The 21,680-nt window shown below is 70.5% G+C and carries 18 protein-coding genes; 9 read left to right on the top strand and 9 right to left on the bottom strand.

Annotated features, from left to right (window positions below):
• Window positions 1-21: 21 nt before the first annotated feature.
• Together G3I60_RS17000 and G3I60_RS16995 are read right to left on the bottom strand one after the other, a co-directional pair.
• On the bottom strand, window positions 22-969 hold the full coding sequence (locus G3I60_RS17000; RefSeq protein ID WP_138354782.1) for a PAC2 family protein: 948 nt from the start codon (window positions 967-969) through the stop codon (window positions 22-24).
• 171 nt (window positions 970-1,140) lie between these two features.
• Entirely contained in the window at window positions 1,141-2,163 is a 1,023-nt protein-coding gene (locus G3I60_RS16995) for a hypothetical protein (protein ID WP_164293744.1), read from the bottom strand.
• A 109-nt stretch (window positions 2,164-2,272) separates the two neighbouring features.
• Between G3I60_RS16995 and G3I60_RS16990 the strand changes: the two genes are divergently transcribed.
• From G3I60_RS16990 to G3I60_RS16965, 6 genes are all read left to right on the top strand, one after another.
• Window positions 2,273-3,619: an L-fuconate dehydratase gene (locus G3I60_RS16990; protein ID WP_164293743.1), complete on the top strand. Its 1,347-nt coding sequence runs from the start codon at window positions 2,273-2,275 to the stop codon at window positions 3,617-3,619.
• A complete protein-coding gene (locus tag G3I60_RS16985) occupies window positions 3,616-4,416 on the top strand; it encodes an SDR family NAD(P)-dependent oxidoreductase (protein WP_138354785.1) in 801 nt (266 codons plus the stop codon). The genes G3I60_RS16990 and G3I60_RS16985 overlap by 4 nt, the downstream gene beginning before the upstream one ends.
• A 187-nt stretch (window positions 4,417-4,603) precedes the next feature.
• Window positions 4,604-5,656 carry a sugar ABC transporter substrate-binding protein gene (locus G3I60_RS16980; protein ID WP_138354786.1) on the top strand — a complete coding sequence of 351 codons (1,053 nt, stop codon included), beginning with the start codon at window positions 4,604-4,606 and terminating at the stop codon, window positions 5,654-5,656.
• Window positions 5,657-5,658: 2 nt separating this feature from the next.
• Window positions 5,659-7,257 (top strand): sugar ABC transporter ATP-binding protein, encoded by a 1,599-nt coding sequence (locus tag G3I60_RS16975; protein WP_164293742.1) that lies wholly within the window; start codon window positions 5,659-5,661, stop codon window positions 7,255-7,257.
• A complete protein-coding gene (locus G3I60_RS16970) occupies window positions 7,250-8,290 on the top strand; it encodes an ABC transporter permease (protein ID WP_138354788.1) in 1,041 nt (346 codons plus the stop codon). The genes G3I60_RS16975 and G3I60_RS16970 overlap by 8 nt, the downstream gene beginning before the upstream one ends.
• Window positions 8,291-8,343: 53 nt before the next feature.
• The gene (locus G3I60_RS16965; protein WP_164293741.1) at window positions 8,344-9,309 is read left to right on the top strand and encodes an aldo/keto reductase; all 966 of its coding nucleotides are present in this window, start codon (window positions 8,344-8,346) and stop codon (window positions 9,307-9,309) included.
• Window positions 9,310-9,315: 6 nt separating this feature from the next.
• Here G3I60_RS16965 and G3I60_RS16960 read toward each other — a convergent pair whose 3' ends face one another.
• The 3 genes from G3I60_RS16960 to G3I60_RS16950 form a co-directional block, all read right to left on the bottom strand.
• Window positions 9,316-9,987 carry a FadR/GntR family transcriptional regulator gene (locus G3I60_RS16960; RefSeq protein WP_138354790.1) on the bottom strand — a complete coding sequence of 224 codons (672 nt, stop codon included), beginning with the start codon at window positions 9,985-9,987 and terminating at the stop codon, window positions 9,316-9,318.
• Window positions 9,988-10,118: 131 nt separating this feature from the next.
• Window positions 10,119-10,259 (bottom strand): hypothetical protein, encoded by a 141-nt coding sequence (locus G3I60_RS16955; RefSeq protein WP_164293740.1) that lies wholly within the window; start codon window positions 10,257-10,259, stop codon window positions 10,119-10,121.
• A 209-nt stretch (window positions 10,260-10,468) separates the two neighbouring features.
• The gene (locus tag G3I60_RS16950; RefSeq protein WP_203673138.1) at window positions 10,469-11,272 is read right to left on the bottom strand and encodes a helix-turn-helix domain-containing protein; all 804 of its coding nucleotides are present in this window, start codon (window positions 11,270-11,272) and stop codon (window positions 10,469-10,471) included.
• 74 nt (window positions 11,273-11,346) lie between these two features.
• Here G3I60_RS16950 and G3I60_RS16945 point away from each other — a divergent pair, with 74 nt between their 5' ends.
• A complete protein-coding gene (locus tag G3I60_RS16945) occupies window positions 11,347-11,922 on the top strand; it encodes a TIGR03086 family metal-binding protein (protein ID WP_164293739.1) in 576 nt (191 codons plus the stop codon).
• Window positions 11,923-12,022: 100 nt separating this feature from the next.
• On the opposite strand, the gene G3I60_RS16940 is transcribed toward G3I60_RS16945, so the two are convergent.
• The 4 genes from G3I60_RS16940 to G3I60_RS16925 form a co-directional block, all read right to left on the bottom strand.
• Complete coding sequence (locus tag G3I60_RS16940; protein WP_164293738.1) at window positions 12,023-13,633, bottom strand: glycerol-3-phosphate dehydrogenase/oxidase; 1,611 nt, start codon at window positions 13,631-13,633, stop codon at window positions 12,023-12,025.
• A 5-nt stretch (window positions 13,634-13,638) separates the two neighbouring features.
• Complete coding sequence (gene glpK / locus G3I60_RS16935) at window positions 13,639-15,165, bottom strand: glycerol kinase GlpK (protein WP_138354793.1); 1,527 nt, start codon at window positions 15,163-15,165, stop codon at window positions 13,639-13,641.
• Window positions 15,166-15,207: 42 nt separating this feature from the next.
• A complete protein-coding gene (locus G3I60_RS16930) occupies window positions 15,208-15,969 on the bottom strand; it encodes an MIP/aquaporin family protein (protein ID WP_164293737.1) in 762 nt (253 codons plus the stop codon).
• Window positions 15,970-16,114: 145 nt separating this feature from the next.
• Window positions 16,115-16,882, bottom strand: a complete 768-nt coding sequence (locus G3I60_RS16925; protein WP_138354795.1) for an IclR family transcriptional regulator — start codon at window positions 16,880-16,882, stop codon at window positions 16,115-16,117.
• Window positions 16,883-17,048: 166 nt separating this feature from the next.
• Here G3I60_RS16925 and metH point away from each other — a divergent pair, with 166 nt between their 5' ends.
• The gene (gene metH / locus G3I60_RS16920; protein ID WP_164293736.1) at window positions 17,049-20,558 is read left to right on the top strand and encodes a methionine synthase; all 3,510 of its coding nucleotides are present in this window, start codon (window positions 17,049-17,051) and stop codon (window positions 20,556-20,558) included.
• Window positions 20,559-20,679: 121 nt separating this feature from the next.
• Window positions 20,680-21,381, top strand: a complete 702-nt coding sequence (locus G3I60_RS16915; RefSeq protein ID WP_164293735.1) for an HAD family phosphatase — start codon at window positions 20,680-20,682, stop codon at window positions 21,379-21,381.
• Window positions 21,382-21,680: the final 299 nt, after the last annotated feature.

Raw genomic sequence — 21,680 nt, 5'->3', positions numbered from 1 at the left:
CCGGTCGTCCCGCGTACCGGGCTACTCGTCGTCGGAGTCGTCCGGTTCGGGCTCCTCCTTGGCGGCGCCCCGGGCGGGGTGCGGTCCCGATGAGGTGTCCCTGAGGTAGGGATGGGCCTCGCCGGTGTCGGGGTCGCGGCGCCGCAGATAGCGCTCGAACTCCTTGGCGATGGCCTCGCCCGACGCCTCCGGCAGTTCGACGGTGTCGCGGGCCTCCTCCAACGTCTGTACGTACTCGGCGACTTCGCTGTCCTCGGCCGCGAGCTGGTCCACCCCGACCTGCCAGGCGCGCGCGTCCTCCGGCAGTTCGCCGAGCGGGATCCGCACATCGAGCAGATCCTCCAGGCGGTTGAGGAGGGCGAGCGTCGCCTTGGGGTTCGGCGGCTGCGACACGTAGTGCGGGACGGCGGCCCACAGGCTGACCGCCGGGATGCCGGCGTGCGTGCACGCCTCCTGCAGGATGCCGACGATGCCGGTCGGGCCCTCGTAGCGGGACTCCTCCAGGTTCAGGGCGACGGCCAGGTCCGCGTCGGAGGTCACTCCGGTGACGGGGACCGGGCGGGTGTGCGGGGTGTCGCCCAGCAGCGCGCCCAGCACGACGACCATCTCCACGCCGAGTTCATGGGCGAAGCCCAGGATCTCGTTGCAGAACGAGCGCCAGCGCATGCTCGGCTCGATGCCGCGGACCAGGACGAGGTCACGGGGCCGGGGGTTCTGGACGCGGACCACCGACAGCCGCGTGGTCGGCCAGGTGATCTTGCGTACCCCGGCGTCCAGCCAGACGGTCGGCCGGTTGACCTGGAAGTCGTAGTAGTCCTCGGCGTCCAGTGCCGCGAAGACTTCCCCCTTGAATTCCCGGTCCATGTGGCCGACCGCGGTGGAGGCTGCGTCGCCGGCGTCGTTCCAGCCCTCGAACGCGGCCACCATGACCGGGTCGATCAGCTCGGGTACTCCCTCGAGCTCGATCACCCAGCGCCTCCTTCCGGCCGGAGGGGGCGAGGCCGTCCCCTGCCGGCTGCTGTTCGTGTCAGTGCGGGACCAGCCTACGGCTTACGGAGGCCCTCTCCGCAGCCCTCGTACCAGGATGATCCCCACGGTCATCGCACGTACGCGTCCGGTCACGATCCGCTCCCGCGGCGGTCAGCGCCCGCCCCATCCGGACCGGTACGCGGCCCAGTCGCCGGGGGTCGCGGCGTAGTCCACGTAGAGCGCCATGCCGAAGGCCTCGCGGTCCTTTCCGTGCCTGGCCAGACCCAGTCGCGCGCCGCGCACGGCGGCGGTGACGGTCTCGGCGGAGGGATGGTGTCCGCTCGTGCTGGTGTGGTAGCCGGGCAGCCCCATGATCAGGTCGGTGCCGGCCGGGGTGGCCTCCAGGGCGAGGGCGGTCTGCTGGGCGAGGTAACCCCCGAACAGGCTTTCCAGTGGCATCGCCGAGTCGTACGCCATCACCGCGACCTGGTCGACGCGGCGGGCGACCTCGGCGAAGTACTTCTGCGACCACCACTTGGGATGGTCGAACATCGACAGCGCGATGGTGTGCAGTCCCGGCAGCGGATCGATCTGGTGGGTGGCCACCGACAGCGCGGCGCCGTGCGCCGAAGTCGTGGCGCGCAACCGGTCCAGGATGTCCAGGAAGTCCTTGTCACCGGAGTAGTTGGGCTCCAGATCGAGGTGGACGCCGTCGAATCCGGCGGCCAGCACCTGCTGACCACTGGCCTGGATGCGGGCGCGGGTGGCCTCGTCGGGCAGGTGCAGCCCGTCGTCCCCGTTGTGGTGCGCGATGACGTTGCCGAGCCAGGCCTGCACCCGGACGCCGGGCAGGATCCGGTGGACCTCGCCGATCAGCCAGGCCGCGCCCGGGTAGAGCTTCGGATCGAGACTGCCGTTCTGCTCCAGCGGTCCGGTGTGCACATAGAGGTCCCGGATCCCGGTGCCCTGGACCTGGACGCGCAGGGCTTCGAGGTCGGCCGCGGTGTGCCGGCCGTCGACCCAGGCGTGCCCGAGCCAGACCGCGTCATGCCCCCGGGTGCGGCCCGCCGCGCCGGGATCCCCGGCGTATTCGAGCCGCAGCGCGATGGCCACGGCCACCACGGGGACCAGGACCACCACAGCGGTCACCAGCGCCCCACGACGCAGCCATTTCAGGAGTCTCTCGCGAGACATCCGATCTGTCTTCCACAAAGTTGGCTCTACCCCCTGGACTTCGCGAGGTTTTCGGCGCTATACATCGGTTGTTCGAAAAAAGATCCGATGTCTCACGACGGGGGTGTACATGAGTCCGACCATTACCGAGGTCGACGTCTACGACATACGCTTCCCGACCTCGGAGCAGCTCGACGGCTCGGACGCCATGAACCCCGACCCCGACTACTCCGCCGCCTACGTAGTTCTGCGCACCGATGACCCCGACGGCCTGGAGGGGCACGGCTTCTGCTTCACGATCGGCCGCGGCAACGATGTCACCGCCGCCGCGATCCGCTCCCTGCGACCCTATGTACTGGGACGCGGCGTGGACAGTATTACCGGTGATCTTGGCGGACTCCACCGGGAACTGACCCATGACTCGCAGCTGCGCTGGCTGGGCCCGGAGAAGGGCGTCATGCACATGGCGGCCGGCGCCGTCATCAACGCGGCCTGGGACCTGGCCGCCAAGCGGGCCGGCCAGCCGGTCTGGGAGTTCCTCGCCTCGATGAGCCCGGAACAGATCGTGGACATGGTCGACTTCCGCTATCTGACCGACGCGCTCACCCGCGAGGAGGCGCTGGACATCCTGCGCGCCGCGGAACCCGGCCGGGCCGCACGGGCCGCGCTGCTGCGCGACCGCGGCTACCCCGCGTACACCACCTCACCGGGATGGCTCGGCTACTCCGACGAGAAGCTCGCCCGGCTGTCCAAGGAAGCCGTCGCCGACGGCTTCCACCAGATCAAGCTCAAGGTCGGCGCCGATCTCGGCGACGACCTGCGCCGGATGCGGATCGCCCGCGAGGCCGTCGGCCCGGACATCCGGATCGCCGTCGACGCCAACCAGCGCTGGGACGTCTCCGCCGCGCTGGAGTGGATGAAGGCCCTGGCCGCCTACGACCCGTACTGGATCGAGGAACCCACCAGCCCGGACGACATCCTCGCGCACGCCGCGGTACGCGCCGGGCAGCCCGTCAAGGTTGCCACCGGTGAACACGCCGCCAACCGCGTCATGTTCAAGCAGCTGCTGCAAGCCGGCGCCGTGGACTTCGTCCAGATCGACGCGGCCCGCGTCGCCGGGGTCAACGAGAACATCGCGATCCTGCTGCTGGCCGCCAAGTTCGGGGTGCCGGTCTGCCCGCACGCGGGCGGTGTCGGCCTGTGCGAGCTCGTGCAGCACCTGGCGATGTTCGACTACGTCGCCGTCTCCGGGAGCTGGGACGACCGGGTCATCGAATACGTGGAGCACCTCCACGAGCACTTCGAGGACCCCGTCGTCATCGACCACGGCCGCTACCGCGCCCCCGCCCGTCCCGGCTTCTCCGCCCGGATGAAACCCCGATCCATCGCCGACCACCGCTACCCGGAAGGCCCGGTCTGGCAGGCCCGGCAGGAGGACCGCACTGTTTCGCAGGCCCGCCAGGAAGGATCCGCATGAACAACATCCAAGACCGTGAGTTGCGGGGGCTCACCGCCCTCGTGACCGGCGGCGCCTCCGGCATCGGCGCCGCCACCGCCGCCCTGCTCACCGCGCGCGGCGCGCGCGTCGCCGTCCTGGACCGCGACCCCGCGGGAGCGCCGCCCGGCACCCTGGCCGTCACGGCGGACGTCGCCGACGGCCCCGCGGTACGGGCCGCGGTCGCCGAGGCCGTCGGACTCCTCGGCGGCCTGCACATCCTCGTCAACAACGCGGGGATCGGCGCGATCGGCACCGTCGAGGAGAACGACGACGACGAATGGCTCCGCGTCCTGGACATCAACGTCCTCGGCATGGTGCGCACCGCGCGGGCCGCGCTGCCGCACCTGCGGGCCGCCGCCGCGGACCGCCCCGGCTGTGTGTCCATCACCAACACCTGCTCCATCGCGGCGACCGCGGGACTTCCGCAGCGCGCCCTGTACAGCGCCAGCAAGGGCGCGGTGCTCTCGCTGACGCTCGCGATGGCCGCCGACCACGTCCGCGAGGGCGTACGCGTGAACTGCGTGAATCCCGGTACCGCCGACACCCCCTGGATCGGCAGACTGCTCGACCGTGCCGATGATCCGGCCGCCGAGCGCGCCGCACTGAACGCCCGGCAACCGCTGGGCCGCCTCGTCGCCGCCGACGAGGTCGCCGCGGCCATCGCCTACCTGGCGAGCCCCGCCGCCGGGAGCGTCACCGGGACGGCACTGGCCGTCGACGGTGGCATGCAAGGACTGAGACTCCGCCCCACCCCCCAACGCCCTGGGGGGCAATAGGGAGCGGGCTCCCGGTGTCCTGCGACTCCGGCTCCGGCGTTGTCGTCGGTCGACGACGCTCCGCGTCGCCTCCCTCCTCCGCCTTGGATCCGAAGCCACAGGACACCGCTCGCTGATCCACTCCCCATCGCCTCCCAGGGCGTAAGCATTCCGAGCCGCTACACACCAAGAAGGGCAGGACTCGACGATGAGACTGCGGCAGCGTTCCCTCACGAGCACCATGGTCACGGCGTGCGCGGCACTCCTCGCGGTCACCGCCGTCGCCGGCTGCAATCGCGGCAGCGACGACAAGGCGGGCACCTCGGGCAAGGTCGGTATCGACCTGCCGCGTGCCGACAGCGATTTCTGGAACTCGTACCAGCAGTACATCGAGAAGGGCGTGAAGGACGGGGTCGTCTCCGCACTGCCGCGCAGCAACTCGCAGAACGACATCACCAAGCTCGTCGCGAACACCCAGACCTTCACCGACCAGGGCGCCAAGGCGGTGGTGATGGCCCCGCAGGACACCGGCGCCATCGCCTCCACCCTGGAACGCCTGGCGGACAAGAAGATCCCGGTCATCAGCGTCGACACCCGCCCCGACAAGGGCGACGTCTACATGGTGGTGCGCGCCGACAACAAGGCGTACGGGCAGAAGGCGTGCGAATACCTCGGCCAGCAGCTCGCCGGCAAGGGCAAGGTCGTCGAGTTCCAGGGCGCGCTCGACTCCATCAACGGGCGGGACCGCTCGGAGGCGTTCGCGTCCTGCATGAAGGAGAAGTTCCCGAACATCAAGGTCATCGAGCTGGCCACCGACTGGAAGGGCGACGTCGCCTCCTCCAAGCTGCAGGCCACCCTCGCCTCCGACCCGGACATCAACGGCATCTACATGCAGGCCGGCGGCGTCTTCCTGCAGCCCACTCTCGCCCTGCTGGAGCAGAAGCACCTGCTCAAGCCGCCGGGCACGGCAGGCCACATCACCATCATCTCCAACGACGGGATCCCCGAGGAGCTGAAGGCGATCCGCGAGGGCAAGATCGACGCGACGGTCTCGCAGCCCGCCGACCTCTACGCCAAGTACGCGCTCTTCTACGCGAAGGCCGCGCTGGACGGCAAGACGTTCCAGCCCGGTCCGACCGACCACGGCTCCAACATCATCAAGATCCCGAACGGTCTGGAGGACCAGCTGCCCGCCCCGCTCGTCACCAAGAGCAACGTGGACGATGCCGCGCTGTGGGCCAACCAGCTCGGAAAGAGCTGACCATGTCCCAGGCACCAGCCAAGGAACTCCCCGGCCAGGAGCCGGCGGCCGGGGCACCGCCGCCGGCCGTGCACGCCGAGGGCGTCGTCAAGCGCTTCGGGCCGACCGTCGCGCTCGACCGGGTGCGGCTGACGGTGCAGGCCGGCGAGTCCCACGCGCTCGTCGGCCGCAACGGGGCCGGCAAGTCCACCCTCGTCTCCGTACTGACCGGGCTGCACGCCCCGGACGCGGGCTCCGTCGCCTTCCAGGGCGAGGCGGCGCCCGCGTTCGGGGACACCACCGCCTGGCAGTCGAAGGTCGCCTGCGTCTACCAGAAGTCCATGGTCGTCCCGGATCTGACCGTCGCGGAGAACCTCTTCCTGAACCGGTACGGCCTCGCGGCCGGCCGGTTCGGGGAGGGCCGGATCCGCTGGCCGAAGCTGCGCCAGCGGGCCCGTGACCTGCTCGCCGAGTACGGCGTCGAGGTCGATCCGGCGGCGCGCGCCAAGGATCTGACCGTCGAGCAGCGGCAGTTCGTGGAAATCGCGCGAGCACTCTCCTTCGGCGCCCGCTTCATCATCCTCGACGAGCCGACCGCCCAGCTCGACGCGGCGGGTATCGAGCGGCTCTTCGCCCGGCTGCGCGAACTGCAGCGGCAGGGCGTCGCCTTCCTGTTCATCTCCCACCACCTCCAGGAGGTGTACGACCTGTGCACCACCGTCACCGTCTACCGTGACGCCCGGCATGTGCTCACCGCGCCCGTCGCGGAGCTGGGCAAGGCCGACCTGGTGCAGGCGATGACCGGGGACGCGGCGCAGTCCGCCACCGCCTGGCAGGCGGGCGCCACGGTGCGGCGGGAGGACGAACCCGTGCTGCGCGCCGAGGGGCTGGCGCTCGACGGCGCCTATCGGGCCATCGACTTCACCGTGCGCCCCGGCGAGGTGCTCGGCCTGGCCGGGGCGACCGCCAGCGGCAACACGGCGCTGGGGGAGACCCTGGTGGGGCTCCGCAAGCCCACCGCCGGCCGGACCGTCGTCGCGGGCCGGACCGTACGGCCGGGGAGCGTGCCGCACGCGCTCGGCGCCGGGATCGGCTACGTGCCGGAGGACCGGCACCGGCAGGGGCTGGTGCTGGGCCGCAGCGTCGCGGAGAACGCGACGCTCACCGTCACGGACCAGCTCGGCCCGTACGGCACCGTGCTGCCCTCCCGCACCCGGGAGTTCGCGCAGTCGATGATCGACTCGCTGGACATCAAGACCTCGGGACCCGGCCAGTCGGTCTCCGACCTGTCCGGCGGCAACCAGCAGAAGGTCGTCATCGCGCGGGCACTGGCCCGCAAACCGCGGGTGCTGGTGGCGATCAGGCCGACCGCGGGCGTCGACGTCAAGTCCAAGGACTCCCTGCTCGGTGTGGTGCGGGAGGTGGCGGACAGCGGGAACGCCGCGGTCATCGTCTCCGACGAGCTGGACGACCTGCGGGTCTGCGACCGCGTCCTGGCCCTGTTCCACGGGCAGGTGATCGCCGAGTTCGACAGCGGATGGACCGACAGGGACGTGGTCTCCGCGATGGAAGGACTGCCCGTGACCCCGGGCGGCCGTAAGGGAGACGACGAAGATGAGTGACACCACCCAGCTGACCGTGGAGCCGGTCGGCACCTCCAAGACGCGCCGGCCGGGAGGTCTGAGCTTCCAGCTGGCCCGCTACCGGGACCTGTCGCTGATCCCGGTGCTGCTGGTGCTGTGCGTGATCGGCTTCATCGTCTCGCCGGCCTTCCTGACCTCCGACAACCTGATCGGTGTCGCCCAGCAGTCCACCGAACTGAGCCTGCTGGTGCTGGCCGAGGCGCTCATCCTCATCAGCGGCCGGATGGACCTGTCGCTGGAATCCACCATCGGCGTGGCCCCGGTCATCGCCATGTGGCTGGTGCTGCCCTCGTCGGGCCCCGCGACCTTCCACGGTCTGGGCGTACTGCCGTCCTGGACCGCGATCCCGGTCTGCCTGGCGGTCGGCGTGGTGATCGGCGGCATCAACGGCTTCCTCATCCTCAAGCTGCGTGTCAACGGCTTCATCGCCACGCTCGGGATGCTCACCATGCTGCGCGGCCTCCAGATCGGGGTGGCTGAGGGCAAGTCGATCGTCAACGTGCCGGAGTCCTTCGCCTACCTCGGCAAGGCCTCCTGGTTCGGCGCGCCCGCCGCCATCTGGATCTGCCTGGTGCTCTTCGCGGTCGGCGGCCTGGCCCTCGGCTATCTGCGGCACGGCCGGGCGCTCTACGCGATCGGCGGGAACACCGAGGCGGCGCGCGCCGCCGGTATCCGCGTGGACCGCATCACCTGGATCGTGCTCGGGCTCGGCGGGCTGCTCGCCGCGTTCGCCGGGATCCTGTACACCGGCCACTACGGATCGGTCTCGGCCAGCCAGGGCAACGGCTGGATCTTCCAGGTGTTCGCCGCCACCGTCATCGGGGGCGTCAGCCTCAACGGCGGGCGGGGCACCCTCTTCGGGGCGCTGACCGGGGTGCTCACCCTGCAGCTGGTCGTCAATGTGATGACGCTGGGCGGTGTGCCCCCGCTGTGGAACCAGTTCCTCAACGGCGCGATCATCATCGTGGCGCTGATCATCTCCCGCTTCGCGAGCGGCGAGAAACAGGACTGACCCACTGACCGACTGACCGACCGGCCGGCCGACGCGACGACAAGGACCGACACATGCCCGTACCGCCTCTGCCCCGCCTGGGCCTCGGCTGCGCGCCGCTGGGCAATCTGTACCGGGCCATGCCGGACGCGACCGCGGCCGCCGTCACGGCGGCCGCCCTCGACCTCGGCTGCGGCTACCTCGACACCGCCCCGCACTACGGCCTCGGCCTGTCGGAGGAGCGCCTCGGCTGGGCGCTCGCCGGCCGGCCGCGCTCCTCGTACGTGCTGTCCACCAAGGTCGGCCGCCGGCTGCGGCCGCTGGCCCCGGGGGAGCGGACCGACGGCCAGGGCTTCGTCGACACACCGGCCCGCGCCCGTGAGTGGGACTTCACCGCCGACGGGATCCGGGCCACGCTGGAGGGTTCCCTGGAGCGGCTCGGCACCGACCATGTCGACATCGTCTATCTGCACGATGTCGAGGACCACCTGCCGGAGGTCTACGCGACCGGCTTCCCCGCGCTCGCCGCGCTGCGCGACGAGGGCCTGGTGGGAGCCATCGGCTTCGGCATGAACGACAGCGGGGTGCTCGCGCGGCTCGTCGCCGACCTCGACGTCGACGTGGTGCTCTGCGCCGGCCGCTGGACCCTGCTGGAGCGCACCGCCTACGACGACCTGCTGCCGGTGTGCGCCGAGCGCTCCACCGCCGTGGTCGTCGGCGGCGTCTACAACTCCGGGCTGCTCGCCGACCCCCGGCCCGGCGCCCCGTACAACTACGCGGCGGCGCCGCCCGAGCTGGTGCGCCGGGCCCTCGACATCGCGGCCGTCTGCGCGGAGTTCGGTGTCCCGCTGCGGGCGGCCGCGCTGCGCTTCCCGTTCGGGCACCCGTCGGTGGTCTCCGCGGTCGTCGGCGCGGCGAGCCCGGAGGAGGTCCGGGACAACGCCGCGCTCTTCACGTACGAGATCCCCGACGGGCTGTGGAGCGCCCTCGTGGAGCGCGGACTGCTCGACGAGGACATCCCGCTGCCCGCGCCCGTCTGACGCGTCCTACAGCGTGGAGCGCAGCCACTGCTCGACGCTCGCGATGTGCACGGTCGCCCAGGAGCGGGCGGCCTCCGCGTCACGGTCGCGCAGCGCGGACAGGATCGCCTGGTGCTCGTGCAGGGTGCGGCTCACCGCGTCCTGCTGGGTGAGGCCGCGCCAGACGCGGGCCCGGGTGGTCGGCCCGGACAGCCCGTCGAGCAGCGAGCAGAGCACCGAGTTCCCCGACGCCTGCACGATGCCGCGGTGGAACTCCAGGTCGGAGGCGACCAGTTCCTCGACGGAGGGCTCGGGGCCGAGCGCGTCCAGCTTCCCCTGGAGCACGTCGAGTTCCGGCCCCGGGATGCGCAGCGCCGCCATCGCGGTCGCGGCCGGCTCCAGGATCCGCCGGACGGCCAGGAACTCCAGCACGGTGTCGTCGCGGTGGAAGTCCACCACGAAGCTCATCGCCTCCAGCAGCAGCTGTGGATCCAGGCTCGTCACATAGGTGCCGTCGCCCTGCCGCACATCCAGGATCCGGATCAGCGACAGCGCCCGCACCGCCTCGCGCAGCGAATTGCGCGAAAGCCCCAGCTCAGCCGCGAGCTCGCTCTCCTTCGGCAGCCGGTCGCCGGGCCGCAGCGCCCCTGAGACGATCATTTCCTTGATCTTCTCGATCGCCTCGTCGGTGACCGCCATCGCGACCTCCCCCTGTCCTGGTCCCGCTACCCGCCGCCAGACCTCCGATGTATCCGGCCATTATGCCCCCGGACGGGCCGCTGCGCGGACTCCCTGCCGGTTCATTCGCCAACCGGAAGGCGGGCGCCGGGTCATTGCCTGCGCGTCAGGCCCAGGACGGCCAGCACGCCGGTCAGGAGGGTGCCGAGGGAACCCGCCGTGGTTCCGGCATCCTGGTGTCCCACCACGACAAGGACCACGTAGGACCCGAGCGTGATGGCTATCAGTAACACCAAGGCCCACCAGGGGACCGGCGTTCCGTCGGAATGTGGCCGCTGCCGGGTCGGGCGTGGCTCGCGCGTAGACGACATCCCTGAAGCCTCCGGTTCAGCAGGGGCCGCACACAGCGCGGCGCTGCCAGTCATCTTTCCCGGCATAGTCATAAATAACTAGTCCTAAATGACTACGAGTTGGGGGCGGGAGGGCCGGCGGAGGCTCCGGCCTACTCGCCCGCGTAACGGGCCGGGGAGGCGCCCACCGTGGCGGTGAAGTCCCGGGTCAGGTGGGACTGGTCGCTGTAGCCGAGGTCGGCGGCGAGGGCCGCCCAGTCGATGCCCACGCCCTGGTCGGCACGGGCGGCGGCCTCGTGCAGCCGGGCCCGGCGCAGCACCCACTTGGGGCTGGCGCCGACATGTTCGGCGAAGAGCCGCTGGAGTCTGCGGACGGAGACTCCGAGGTCGTCCGCGACCTCGTCGACGCGGAACAGGGAGGGGGAGGCGGTGATCCGCTCCACCATGGCGGCGACCTCCGCCGTGACCGGGTCAGGGGCCGCGTCCGGGCCGGGGAGCAGGCTCAGGAGGAGCGATTCCGCGGTGGCGGTCATGGTGGATACGTCGGACGCCCCGAGGATCGTCCGCTCCGCGGTGGTGACGGCGGGCCCGAACAGCTCCGCGGCGGGCACCGACCGGTCGGTGAGGTCCGCGACCGGCGACCCCAGCAGCGGGCGGAAACCGCCGGGCCGGAACTTGATGCCCAGCACCTGGCCGCGGTCGCGCAACACCCGGGTGAAGACCCCGCGCTGCACCCCGTAGACCGCGGTCTCGGGCTTCTCGAAGACCAGATGCACATTGGGGTGCGAGAGGACCTTCTGCTCGTGCGGCGGCCGGTCGCGCAGATCCCAGCGCACGATCCAGTAGAACTCCACGTACGGGGCGACGGCCTCGGCCGGCTCCTCCCGCAGCAGTTCGAACTGGGTGGCCGCCACGGCGGGACGCAGCACTCCCCGCCCCATCTCCGGGGTCGTCATCCGGCCAGCCTAGGACCTCTGAGCTGTCGCGTTTGTTCAATACGGGCCCCGGCCGCGGATCTACCGTGGGATTCATGAACCTTCATCCGCAGCTGGTCCGCAGCGCCGCAGAAGCCGCCCGTATCGCCCGCACCATCACGCCGGAACACCTCACCGCGCCGACCCCGTGCCCGGAGTTCGACGCCCGCACGCTGATCAACCACTGGGTGCTCTACACCTCCCACGGCCTGGAGCACCGCGCCCTGCGCACCACCCTCCCCGAGGAGCTCACCGAGCACGACTTCACCGCGGACCCGGAGTGGGCCGAGGCGTACGCGGTGCAGCTCGACCGCGCGCTCGCCGCCTGGGCCCGGCCCGAGGCGTGGGAGGGCGGTATCGACATGGGCGGGGCCGAGATGCCCGCCGCCGACATCGCCGCGATGCTCCTGCTCGAGCTGGTGCTGCACGGCTGGGACGTCGCGAAGACCGTCGGCCAGGAGTTCCGCACCGACGAGGAGACCGCCGCCGTGGTGCTCGCCGCCGTCGAGCAGCAGGCCGAGATGTACCGCCAGTACAAGGGCTTCGCCGAACCCGTCGAACTCACCGGCCCGGCCACCGATCTCGAACGCGCCCTCGCGCTCTCCGGCCGCGACCCGCATTGGAGCGCATGATCCGCGGACCGGGCGGCGCGACGCGCGAACGGCCGGGCGAACGGGGAATCCCCGCTCACCCGGCCGTTCCGCTGCCGTGTGCCGTGTACCGCCGGACGGATCAGGCCCTTCGGGCCAGCATGTCCTCGACCCGGGTCCTGACGGCCTCGGTGTCCAGACCGCGCACCGTCAGCGTGGTGCGGCGGCGCAGCACGTCGTCGGCCGTCTGGGCCCACTCGTGGTCGCGGGCGTACACGACCTGCGCCCAGATCTCCGGGCCGTCCTCGTGGATCCGCTCACCGAGCGTCGGGTCCTCGTTGACGAGCCGGGCGATGTCGAACGACAGCGACCCGTAGTGGCTCGCGAGGTGACGCGCCGTCAGCGGGTCCATCCGCGTGCCCGGGTCGCGGTCCACCAGCAGCCGGTGGGCGACCGCGTTCGGGTTGGCGAGGCCCGGCAGCGGCATCCGCCGGGGGAGCAGCTTCTGCGGTTCCATGTCCTCGCCGAGCGGCCCGCCGGGCAGCTTCGCGAGCTTGTTCATCACCGTGCGGCCGATGTGCCGGTACGTGGTCCACTTGCCGCCCGCCACCGACAGCATCCCGCCGCGGCCCTCGGAGACGACCGTCTCCCGCTTGGCGGACTCGACGCCGCCGGGCCCGCCCGGCAGCACCCGCAGCCCGGCGAAGGCGTAGGTGATGAGGTCCCGGTCCAGGTGCTCGTCCTTCACGGAGAACGCGGCCTCGTCCAGGATCTGCTGGATGTCGGCCTCGGTCGCCCGGACGTCCGCCGGGTCGCCGGTGTACTCCTCGTCCGTGGTGCCCAGCAGCAGCTGGTCCTCCCACGGCAGGGCGAAGGTGATGCGGTACTTGTCGATCGGGGTGGCCATGGCGGCCTTCCACGGCACCTTCCGCTTCATCACCACATGCGCGCCCTTGGACAGCCGGATGCTGGGCGAGGAGCCCTTGTCCTCCATCGTCCGCAGGTGGTCGACCCACGGCCCGGTGGCGTTGAGCACCAGCCGGGCGCTCACCCCGAACTCCGTCCCGTCCAGCTTGTCGCGCAGCTCCGCGCCGGTGACCTTGCCGTGCGTGAAGCGCAGCCCCGTCACCTCGGCGTGGTTCAGCACCACGGCACCGGACTCCACGGCCGCGCGGACCGTCATGACGGCCATCCGCGAGTCGTTCATCTGGTGGTCGTGGTAAACCGCGACGGCCTTGAGGTTCGCCGTGCGCAGGCCCGGGTTGTCGGCCACGGCCTTCGCCGGGGAGATGACCCGGCCGACACCGTCACCGAAGGCGGACAGCGCCGAGTACGCGAAGACCCCCGCACCGAGCTTGGCGGCGCCGTGCGGGCCGCCCTTGTACACCGGCAGGTAGAACGTGAGCGGGTTGACCAGGTGCGGAGCCACGTCCTTGGCCAGCACCCGCCGCTCGTGGTGGTTCTCGGCGACCAGCTTGACCGAGCCGGTCTGCAGGTAGCGCAGCCCGCCGTGGACGAGCTTGGAGGATGCCGACGAGGTGGCGCCGGCGAAGTCGCCGGCGTCCACCATCGCGACCCGCAGCCCGGACTGCGCGGCGTGCCAGGCGACCGAGGTGCCGAGGATGCCGCCGCCGATCACCAGTAGGTCGTACGTGGCGTGGCTGAGCAGCTCCCTGGTCTCGGATCGGCTGGGGTCGGTGCCGGCGGTCGGGTGCGTCCCGAGGGTGGGGACGCTCTGCAGGGTGGAAGACATTCTGATCAGTTCTCCTCTTCGATCCAGCCCATGGTCCGCTCGACGGCCTTGAGCCAGTTCTTGTACTCGCGGTCGCGCTTGTCCGCGTCCATCCGGGGGGTCCATTCGGCGGCCCGGCGCCAGTTGGCGCGCAGTGCGTCGGTGTCGGGCCAGAAGCCGACGGCGAGACCGGCCGCGTAGGCGGCGCCCAGGCAGGTGGTCTCGGCGACCATCGGACGGACGACGGGGGCGTCCACGAAGTCCGCGATGGTCTGCATCAGCAGGTTGTTGGAGGTCATACCGCCGTCGACCTTGACCGCGGCCAGCTCGACGCCGGAGTCCTTGCTCATCGCGTCGACGATCTCGCGGGTCTGCCAGGCGGTGGCCTCGAGCACCGCGCGGGCCAGGTGCGCCTTGGTGACGTAACGGGTGAGGCCGGCGATCACACCGCGGGCGTCGTCGCGCCAGTACGGGGCGAACAGACCGGAGAAGGCGGGCACGAAGTACGCGCCGCCGTTGTCGTCGACGGAGCTCGCCAGGGTCTCGATCTCGGCGGCGCTCTTGATGATGCCCATCTGGTCGCGCATCCACTGCACCAGCGAGCCGGTGACGGCGATGGAGCCCTCGAGGGCGTAGACGGCCTTCTGGTCACCGATGCGATAGCCGACGGTGGTGAGCAGGCCGTTGTAGGAGTTGACGGCCTTCTCGCCGGTGTTCATCAGCAGGAAGGTGCCGGTGCCGTACGTCGACTTGGCCTCGCCCTCGGCGAAACAGGTCTGGCCGAACAGCGCGGCCTGCTGGTCACCGAGCGCGGAGGCGACCGGCACACCGGCCAGCACGCCGACGGCGGCGGTGCCGTAGACCTCGGAGGAGGAGCGGATCTCCGGGAGCATCGACATCGGGACGCCGATGGACTCGCAGATCTTCTCGTCCCACTCCAGGGTGTGCAGGTTCATCAGCATGGTGCGGGAGGCGTTGGTGACGTCCGTGACGTGCACACCGCCGTCCGGGCCACCGGTCAGGTTCCAGATGACCCAGCTGTCCATGGTGCCGAAGAGGATCTCGCCGCGGTCGGCGCGCTCGCGCAGGCCCTCGACGTTGTCCAGCAGCCAGCGGGCCTTCGGGCCGGCGAAGTAGCTCGCCAGCGGCAGGCCGGTCTCGCGGCGGAAGCGGTCCTGGCCGACGTTGCGGCCCAGCTCGCGGCAGAGCGCGTCGGTGCGAGTGTCCTGCCAGACCAGCGCGTTGTGGACCGGCTCGCCGGTGTTCTTGTCCCACAGCAGCGTGGTCTCGCGCTGGTTGGTGATGCCGATGGCCTTGACGTCCTCGGCGGTGATCCCGGCCTTCTCGACGGCACTGGCGACGACTTCCTGGACGTTGGTCCAGATCTCCGCGGCGTCGTGCTCGACCCAGCTGGGCTTCGGGAAGATCTGCTCGTGCTCCTTCTGGTCGACGGAGACGATGCGGCCGTCCCGGTCGAAGACGATGCAGCGGCTGGACGTGGTGCCCTGGTCGATCGCGGCGATGAACGGCCCTGCGGTGTGTGCGTCGGTCACGGTGTGCTCCTCAAGGGGTCTGCGTCGGTCGGACAGGAGGGGTTACGCGAAGGCCAGCCGGTAGAGGCCGCCCGCCAGAACGGCACCGACGAGCGGGCCGACGACGGGGATCCAGGCGTAGCCCCAGTCGGAGCCGCCCTTGTTGCGCAGCGGCAGAAGGCTGTGCACGATACGCGGGCCGAGGTCGCGGGCCGGGTTGATCGCGTAGCCGGTGGGCCCTCCGAGTGACAGACCGATGCTGACGACCACCAGAGCGGTGATCAGGGCGCCGGTTCCGGAGAGTGCGAGGCCCGGCGTCAGGCCCTGGGTGAGAACGGCCAGGACGAGAACGGCGGTGCCGATGATCTCGGTGGCGAGGTTCTGCACCGGGTTACGGACCTCAGGCCCGGTGGAGAAGACGCCGAGGACCGGTCCGGCCGGACCGCTGTCCGGTCCGAGCGGCGGTGCCAGCTCGTTGTCGTCCATGTGCGCCTGGAACTGTCCGTAGTAGGCCACCCAGACCAACGCCGCGCCGATCATCGCGCCGAACATCTGTCCGGCTATGTACAGCGGCACGTCGTTCCAGTCGCCCGTCTTGACGGCGATGCCGACGGTGACGGCGGGGTTGAGGTGCGCCCCCGAGAGGCTCGAGGAGATGTACACCGCGGTGAGCACCGCGAAGCCCCACCCGAAGGTGATGGCGAGCCATCCCGCGTTGCGGGCCTTGGAGCTCTTGAGCGTGACGGCGGCGCAGACGCCACCGCCCAGCAGGATGAGGACGGCGGTACCGATGGTCTCGCCGAAGAAGATATGGCTGTTGGACACCGCGACTCCCTTGTCTTACGTCCATTCAGGCGGACCGGGTCCCGTCCGGTGTTCGACAATGTCGACCGCCGAACGGCAGTTTTCTCTGCAATATCTTCCTCGTCAAGAGCTTGGGGCTGAGGACTCCGGATCGTGACCCGAGTCCCTAGAACCGTCCGGCGCCGAGGTCGCGCGAGACGGCGCGGGCGCAGTCGCGTACCGCGGCCACCAGGCGCGCCTGGATGTCGCCGTCCTCCTGGCAGACCCGTTCCACGGCCCCGGTGATGCCCACCGCGCCGACCGGCATCCGCCGCCGGTCCAGGATGGGCGCGGCGACCGAGGCCACGCCCTCCCACGTCTCCTCCAGGTCGGACGCCCAGCCCCGGGTCCTGGCGAGCTCCAGCACGTCCTCGAAGCCGGCCGTGTCGGTGATCGTGCGCGGGGTGAGGGCGAGCCGCTCGTTCTCGGCCGCCTCGCTGTGCGCGACCGGGTCGTACGCGGCCAGCACCTTGCCCAGCGCCGAGCTGTGCAGCGGCTGCATGGCACCCACCTCCAGCACCTGCCGGCTGTCGTCCGGGCGGAAGACGTGGTGCACGATCAGCACCCCCGACTGGTGGAGAACCCCCAGGTAGACGGCCTCGCCGCTGGACCTGGCCAGATCGTCGGTCCACACCAGGGCGCGGGCCCGCAGCTCGTGCACGTCCAGATAGCTGTTCCCCAGCCGCAGCAGTTCGGCGCCCAGCTGGTACTTGCCCGACGCGGCGTCCTGCTCGACGAAGCCCTCCTGCTGGAGGGTGCGCAGGATGCCGTGCGCGGTCCCCTTGGCGAGGCCCAGGGAGGAGGAGATGTCGGAGAGGCCCAGCCGGCGCTCACCGCCGGCCAGCAACCGTAGGATCGCGGCTGCCCTCGCCAGCGACTGAATCGGTCCGGGCATCCGCCAACCTCCGCAAGCCGTTCGACATTGTCGAACCCCATAGTCTCAGAGAAGATTCTGACACCTTCGTCCACCCCTCGGAACTCTTTCGAGGCCCGCGCACCGCGCCCGCTACCCTGGCCAGGCACGTAAAGCCGACAGCCGTCGCACTCCTGGGAGTACATCCATGGCCCCGCAGTCGTCCTCCACCCTCGCCAGCCAAGCCCGAGCCGACGCGCTGCGTCAGGCATTCGCCACCAGGGTGGTGGTGGCCGACGGCGCGATGGGCACCATGCTCCAGGCCCAGGACCCCTCGCTCGAGGACTTCCAGGACCTGGAAGGCTGCAACGAGATCCTGAGCGTCACCCGGCCCGACATCGTCCGGTCGGTGCACGAGGAGTACTTCGCCGCGGGTGTCGACTGCGTCGAGACCAACACCTTCGGCACCAATCTCGCCGCGCTCGGTGAGTACGACATCCCCGAGCGCATCTTCGAGCTCGCCGAGGCCGGCGCCCGGCTGGCCCGCGAGGTGGCGGACGGTTTCGCCACGCCCGACCGGCCGCGCTGGGTGCTCGGCTCCGTCGGGCCGGGCACCAAGCTCCCGACCCTCGGCCACGCCCCGTACGCCGCCCTGCGCGACGCGTACGAGGAGAACGTGGCGGGTCTGATCGCGGGCGGCGCGGACGCGATCCTGGTGGAGACCACCCAGGACCTGCTGCAGACCAAGGCCTCGATCGTCGGCGCCCGCCGCGCCCTCAAGGCGGCCGGCTTCAGCCTCCCGATCATCTGCTCCGTGACCGTCGAGACGACGGGCACGATGCTGCTGGGTTCCGAAATCGGTGCGGCGCTGACGGCGCTGGAGCCGCTCGGCATCGACATGATCGGGCTGAACTGTGCCACCGGCCCCGCCGAGATGAGCGAGCACCTGCGCTACCTGGCCCGGCACGCGCGGACCCAGGTCTCCTGCATGCCGAACGCCGGTCTGCCGGTGCTGGGCAAGGACGGTGCGCACTACCCGCTGTCGCCGGAGGAACTGGCGGACGCGCACGAGACGTTCGTGGGCGAGTACGGGCTGTCGCTGGTGGGAGGCTGCTGCGGCACCACCCCTGAGCATCTGCGGCAGGTCGTGGAGCGGGTGCGGGGCCTGGACCTGTCACCCCGCAGCCCGCGCCCCGAGCCGGGCGCCGCCTCGCTCTACCAGACCGTCCCGTTCCGGCAGGACACCTCGTACCTCGCCATCGGCGAGCGGACGAACGCCAACGGCTCGAAGAAGTTCCGTGAGGCCATGCTGGAAGGGCGCTGGGACGACTGCGTCGAGATGGCCCGCGACCAGATCCGCGAGGGCGCGCACCTGCTCGACCTGTGTGTCGACTACGTCGGGCGTGACGGCGCCGCGGACATGGCCGAGGTCGCCGGCCGCTTCGCGACCGCCTCCACGCTCCCCATCGTGCTGGACTCCACCGAGGTCCCGGTGCTGCGCGCCGGACTGGAGAAGCTCGGCGGCCGGGCCGTCATCAACTCCGTCAACTACGAGGACGGCGACGGTCCCGAGTCCCGCTTCGCGCAGATCACGACGCTGGCGGCCGAACATGGTGCCGCGCTGATCGCGTTGACGATCGACGAGGAGGGCCAGGCCCGCACCCCGGAGCACAAGGTCGCCATCGCCGAGCGGCTCATCGAGGACCTGACCACCAACTGGGGCATCCTCGAATCGGACATCCTCGTCGACTGTCTGACCTTCACGATCGCCACCGGTCAGGAGGAGTCCCGCAAGGACGGCGTCGCCACGATCGAGGCGATCCGCGAGCTCAAGCGCCGCCACCCGCTGGTGCAGACGACCCTCGGCTTGTCGAACATCTCCTTCGGCCTCAACCCCGCCGCCCGCGTGGTGCTGAACTCGGTCTTCCTCAACGAGTGCGTGGAAGCCGGCCTCGACTCCGCGATCGTGCACGCCAGCAAGATCCTCCCGATCGCGCGCCTCACCGAGGAGCAGCGCGATGTGGCCCTGGACCTGATCTACGACCGGCGCAGCGAGGGCTACGACCCCCTGCAGAAGTACCTCGAGCTCTTCGAGGGCGTCGACATGAAGTCCGTCAAGGCCGGCCGCGCGGAGGAACTGGCCGCGCTGCCGCTCGACGAGCGCCTGCAGCGGCGGATCATCGACGGCGAGAAGAACGGCCTGGACCGCGACCTGGACGAGGCGCTCACGACCCGTCCCGCGCTGGCGATCGTCAACGACACCCTGCTGGAAGGCATGAAGGTCGTGGGCGAGCTGTTCGGCTCCGGCCAGATGCAGCTGCCGTTCGTGCTGCAGTCCGCGGAGGTCATGAAGACCGCGGTCGCCTACCTCGAACCGCACATGGAGAAGTCCGACGCCGACGGCAAGGGCACCATCGTGCTGGCCACGGTCCGTGGCGACGTCCATGACATCGGCAAGAACCTGGTCGACATCATCCTGTCCAACAACGGCTACAACGTGGTGAATCTCGGCATCAAGCAGCCGGTGGCGGCGATCCTGGACGCGGCGACCGAGCACAAGGCCGACGTGATCGGGATGTCGGGTCTCCTGGTGAAGTCCACCGTGATCATGAAGGAGAACCTGCAGGAGCTCAACCAGCGCAAGATGGCCGCCGACTACCCCGTCATCCTGGGCGGCGCCGCCCTGACCCGCGCCTATGTCGAGCAGGACCTGCACGAGATCTACGAGGGCGAGGTCCGCTACGCCCGCGACGCGTTCGAAGGCCTGCGGCTGATGGACGCGCTGATCGCCGTCAAGCGCGGCGTCCCCGGCGCCGTCCTGCCGGAGCTCAAGCAGCGCCGGGTGGCCAAGCGCGCCAGCGTCGTGGAGGAGGAGCCCGAGATCAACCTCGGGCAGATCCGCTCGGACGTGGCCGTGGACAACCCGATCCCGACGCCGCCGTTCTGGGGCAGCCGCGTCATCAAGGGCATCCCGCTCAAGGACTACGCGTCCTGGGTCGACGAGGGCGCGCTCTTCAAGGGCCAGTGGGGCCTGAAGGAGGCCCGCGCGGGCGGAGCGACGTACGAGGAGCTGGTGGAGACCGAGGGCCGGCCCCGGCTGCGCGGCCTGCTGGACCGGCTGCAGACCGACGGCCTGCTGGAAGCGGCCGTGGTCTACGGCTACTACCCGTGCGTCTCCAAGGGGGACGACCTGATCCTGCTCAACGACGACGGCAGCGAGCGCACCCGCTTCACCTTCCCGCGCCAGCGCCGGGGCCGCCGGCTGTGCCTGGCGGACTTCTTCCGCCCGGAGGACTCCGGCGAGATCGACGTCGTGGGTCTGCAGGTCGTGACGGTCGGCAACCGGATCGGGGAGGCGACGGCCGAGCTGTTCGCCGCCAACGCCTACCGCGAGTACATGGAGCTGCACGGACTGTCCGTCCAGCTCGCCGAGGCCATGGCCGAGTACTGGCACGCCCGGGTCCGCAGCGAGCTGGGTTTCGCCGGTGAGGACCCGAACGAGGTCGAGGACATGTTCGCCCTGAAGTACCGGGGCGCGCGCTTCTCGCTCGGCTACGGGGCCTGCCCCGAGCTGGAGGACCGGGCGAAGATCGCCGAGCTGCTGGAGCCCGAGCGGATCGGCGTGAAGCTGTCCGAGGAGTTCCAGCTGCACCCGGAGCAGTCCACCGACGCGATCGTCATTCACCACCCCGAGGCGAAGTACTTCAACGCCCGTTAAGCGTTCGCCAGCGACCCGACGTACACTGGACGGTCCGGCACAGGCCGGTCGCCGCACTCCGATCAGGAGTGTGTCGCGACCGGCCTTTGTGCCCCCCTGGCCCAGCTGAGGAGTGGTGCGCATGACCAGTAGCATTCCCGCCGTCGACACCCGTCCGGCCCAAGGCCGCGGGCTGCAGGCCGTGCTCCTCGACATGGACGGCACCCTGGTCGACACCGAGGACATCTGGTGGGCCGCCGAGGTGGAGGTCTTCGCGGCCCTGGGCCACGCCCTGGACGGCGCGCACCGCGCGATCGTGGTCGGCGGCCCGATGGCGCGCAGCCTGGGCCACCTGATGGCCGTCACGGGCACCGAGGTCACGCTGCCCGAGCTGTCCGCCGCGATCAACGCGCGCTTCGTCGAGCTGATCGCCCGGGGCGTGCCGCTGATGCCCGGCGCCCGGCGGCTGCTGACGGAGCTGGCGGCGCACCAGGTGCCCACCGCGCTCGTGTCCGCCTCGCACCGGCACATCATCGACTCGGTGCTGCGCACGCTCGGCGCGGAGCACTTCGCGTTCACCCTCGCCGGCGACGAGGTCGCCCGCACCAAGCCCTTCCCCGACCCGTATCTGCTCGCCGCCGCCCGGCTCGGCGCGGAGCCCGCCCGGTGCGTGGTCGTGGAGGACACCCCGACCGGGGTCGCCTCCGCCGAGGCGGCGGGCTGCCACGTGGTCGCGGTGCCCTCGATCGTCCCGATCGAGGTGGCTCCAGGCCGCACGGTGGTGGGCTCGCTGGAGCAGCTGAGCGTGCCTTTTCTGCGCTCTCTGAATGCGACTGTTCACTGAGCGTATGCCGCTGAATAGTTTGGAAACTCTGGGCGCCCGGCTGCTCATTCCGTGTTACGAAATGCGCTGGCTGAATTCCGCCCCGCTCCAATTTTTGGTCACGTGATTTTTGTCACCCCTCAGTTGGTCGACAGGTACGGACGCGCATGATCCGTTTGCGCGAATCGGGGCAACAAACGCGACGTTGTGTCCGGGTTGCGACACAGAGGGGCGGATCGTTCCATCGTCCGCATATCGGTACCTGCAGTGCCGTTATCGGGATGTGATTTTGCCTCAACTTCTCCGTGTTCTGGGCAAGG

The sequence above is a fragment of the Streptomyces sp. SID13666 genome, from assembly GCF_010548325.1.
Classification (GTDB): domain Bacteria; phylum Actinomycetota; class Actinomycetes; order Streptomycetales; family Streptomycetaceae; genus Actinacidiphila; species Actinacidiphila fildesensis.
Note: the sequence above shows the minus strand (reverse complement) of the source record. Positions and strands in the feature narration are given on the sequence as shown.

Coding starts and splice junctions, on each gene's coding strand:
- G3I60_RS16945 (WP_164293739.1), top strand. CDS start 11,347: ATGAACCTTCATCCGCAGCTGGTCCGCAGCGCCGCAGAAGCCGCCCGT.
- G3I60_RS16985 (WP_138354785.1), top strand. CDS start 3,616: ATGAACAACATCCAAGACCGTGAGTTGCGGGGGCTCACCGCCCTCGTG.
- G3I60_RS16925 (WP_138354795.1), bottom strand. CDS start 16,882: ATGCCCGGACCGATTCAGTCGCTGGCGAGGGCAGCCGCGATCCTACGG.
- G3I60_RS16915 (WP_164293735.1), top strand. CDS start 20,680: ATGACCAGTAGCATTCCCGCCGTCGACACCCGTCCGGCCCAAGGCCGC.
- G3I60_RS16990 (WP_164293743.1), top strand. CDS start 2,273: ATGAGTCCGACCATTACCGAGGTCGACGTCTACGACATACGCTTCCCG.
- G3I60_RS16950 (WP_203673138.1), bottom strand. CDS start 11,272: ATGACGACCCCGGAGATGGGGCGGGGAGTGCTGCGTCCCGCCGTGGCG.
- G3I60_RS16975 (WP_164293742.1), top strand. CDS start 5,659: ATGTCCCAGGCACCAGCCAAGGAACTCCCCGGCCAGGAGCCGGCGGCC.
- G3I60_RS16980 (WP_138354786.1), top strand. CDS start 4,604: ATGAGACTGCGGCAGCGTTCCCTCACGAGCACCATGGTCACGGCGTGC.
- G3I60_RS16995 (WP_164293744.1), bottom strand. CDS start 2,163: ATGTCTCGCGAGAGACTCCTGAAATGGCTGCGTCGTGGGGCGCTGGTG.
- G3I60_RS16970 (WP_138354788.1), top strand. CDS start 7,250: ATGAGTGACACCACCCAGCTGACCGTGGAGCCGGTCGGCACCTCCAAG.
- metH (WP_164293736.1), top strand. CDS start 17,049: ATGGCCCCGCAGTCGTCCTCCACCCTCGCCAGCCAAGCCCGAGCCGAC.
- G3I60_RS16965 (WP_164293741.1), top strand. CDS start 8,344: ATGCCCGTACCGCCTCTGCCCCGCCTGGGCCTCGGCTGCGCGCCGCTG.
- G3I60_RS16960 (WP_138354790.1), bottom strand. CDS start 9,987: ATGGCGGTCACCGACGAGGCGATCGAGAAGATCAAGGAAATGATCGTC.
- G3I60_RS16940 (WP_164293738.1), bottom strand. CDS start 13,633: ATGTCTTCCACCCTGCAGAGCGTCCCCACCCTCGGGACGCACCCGACC.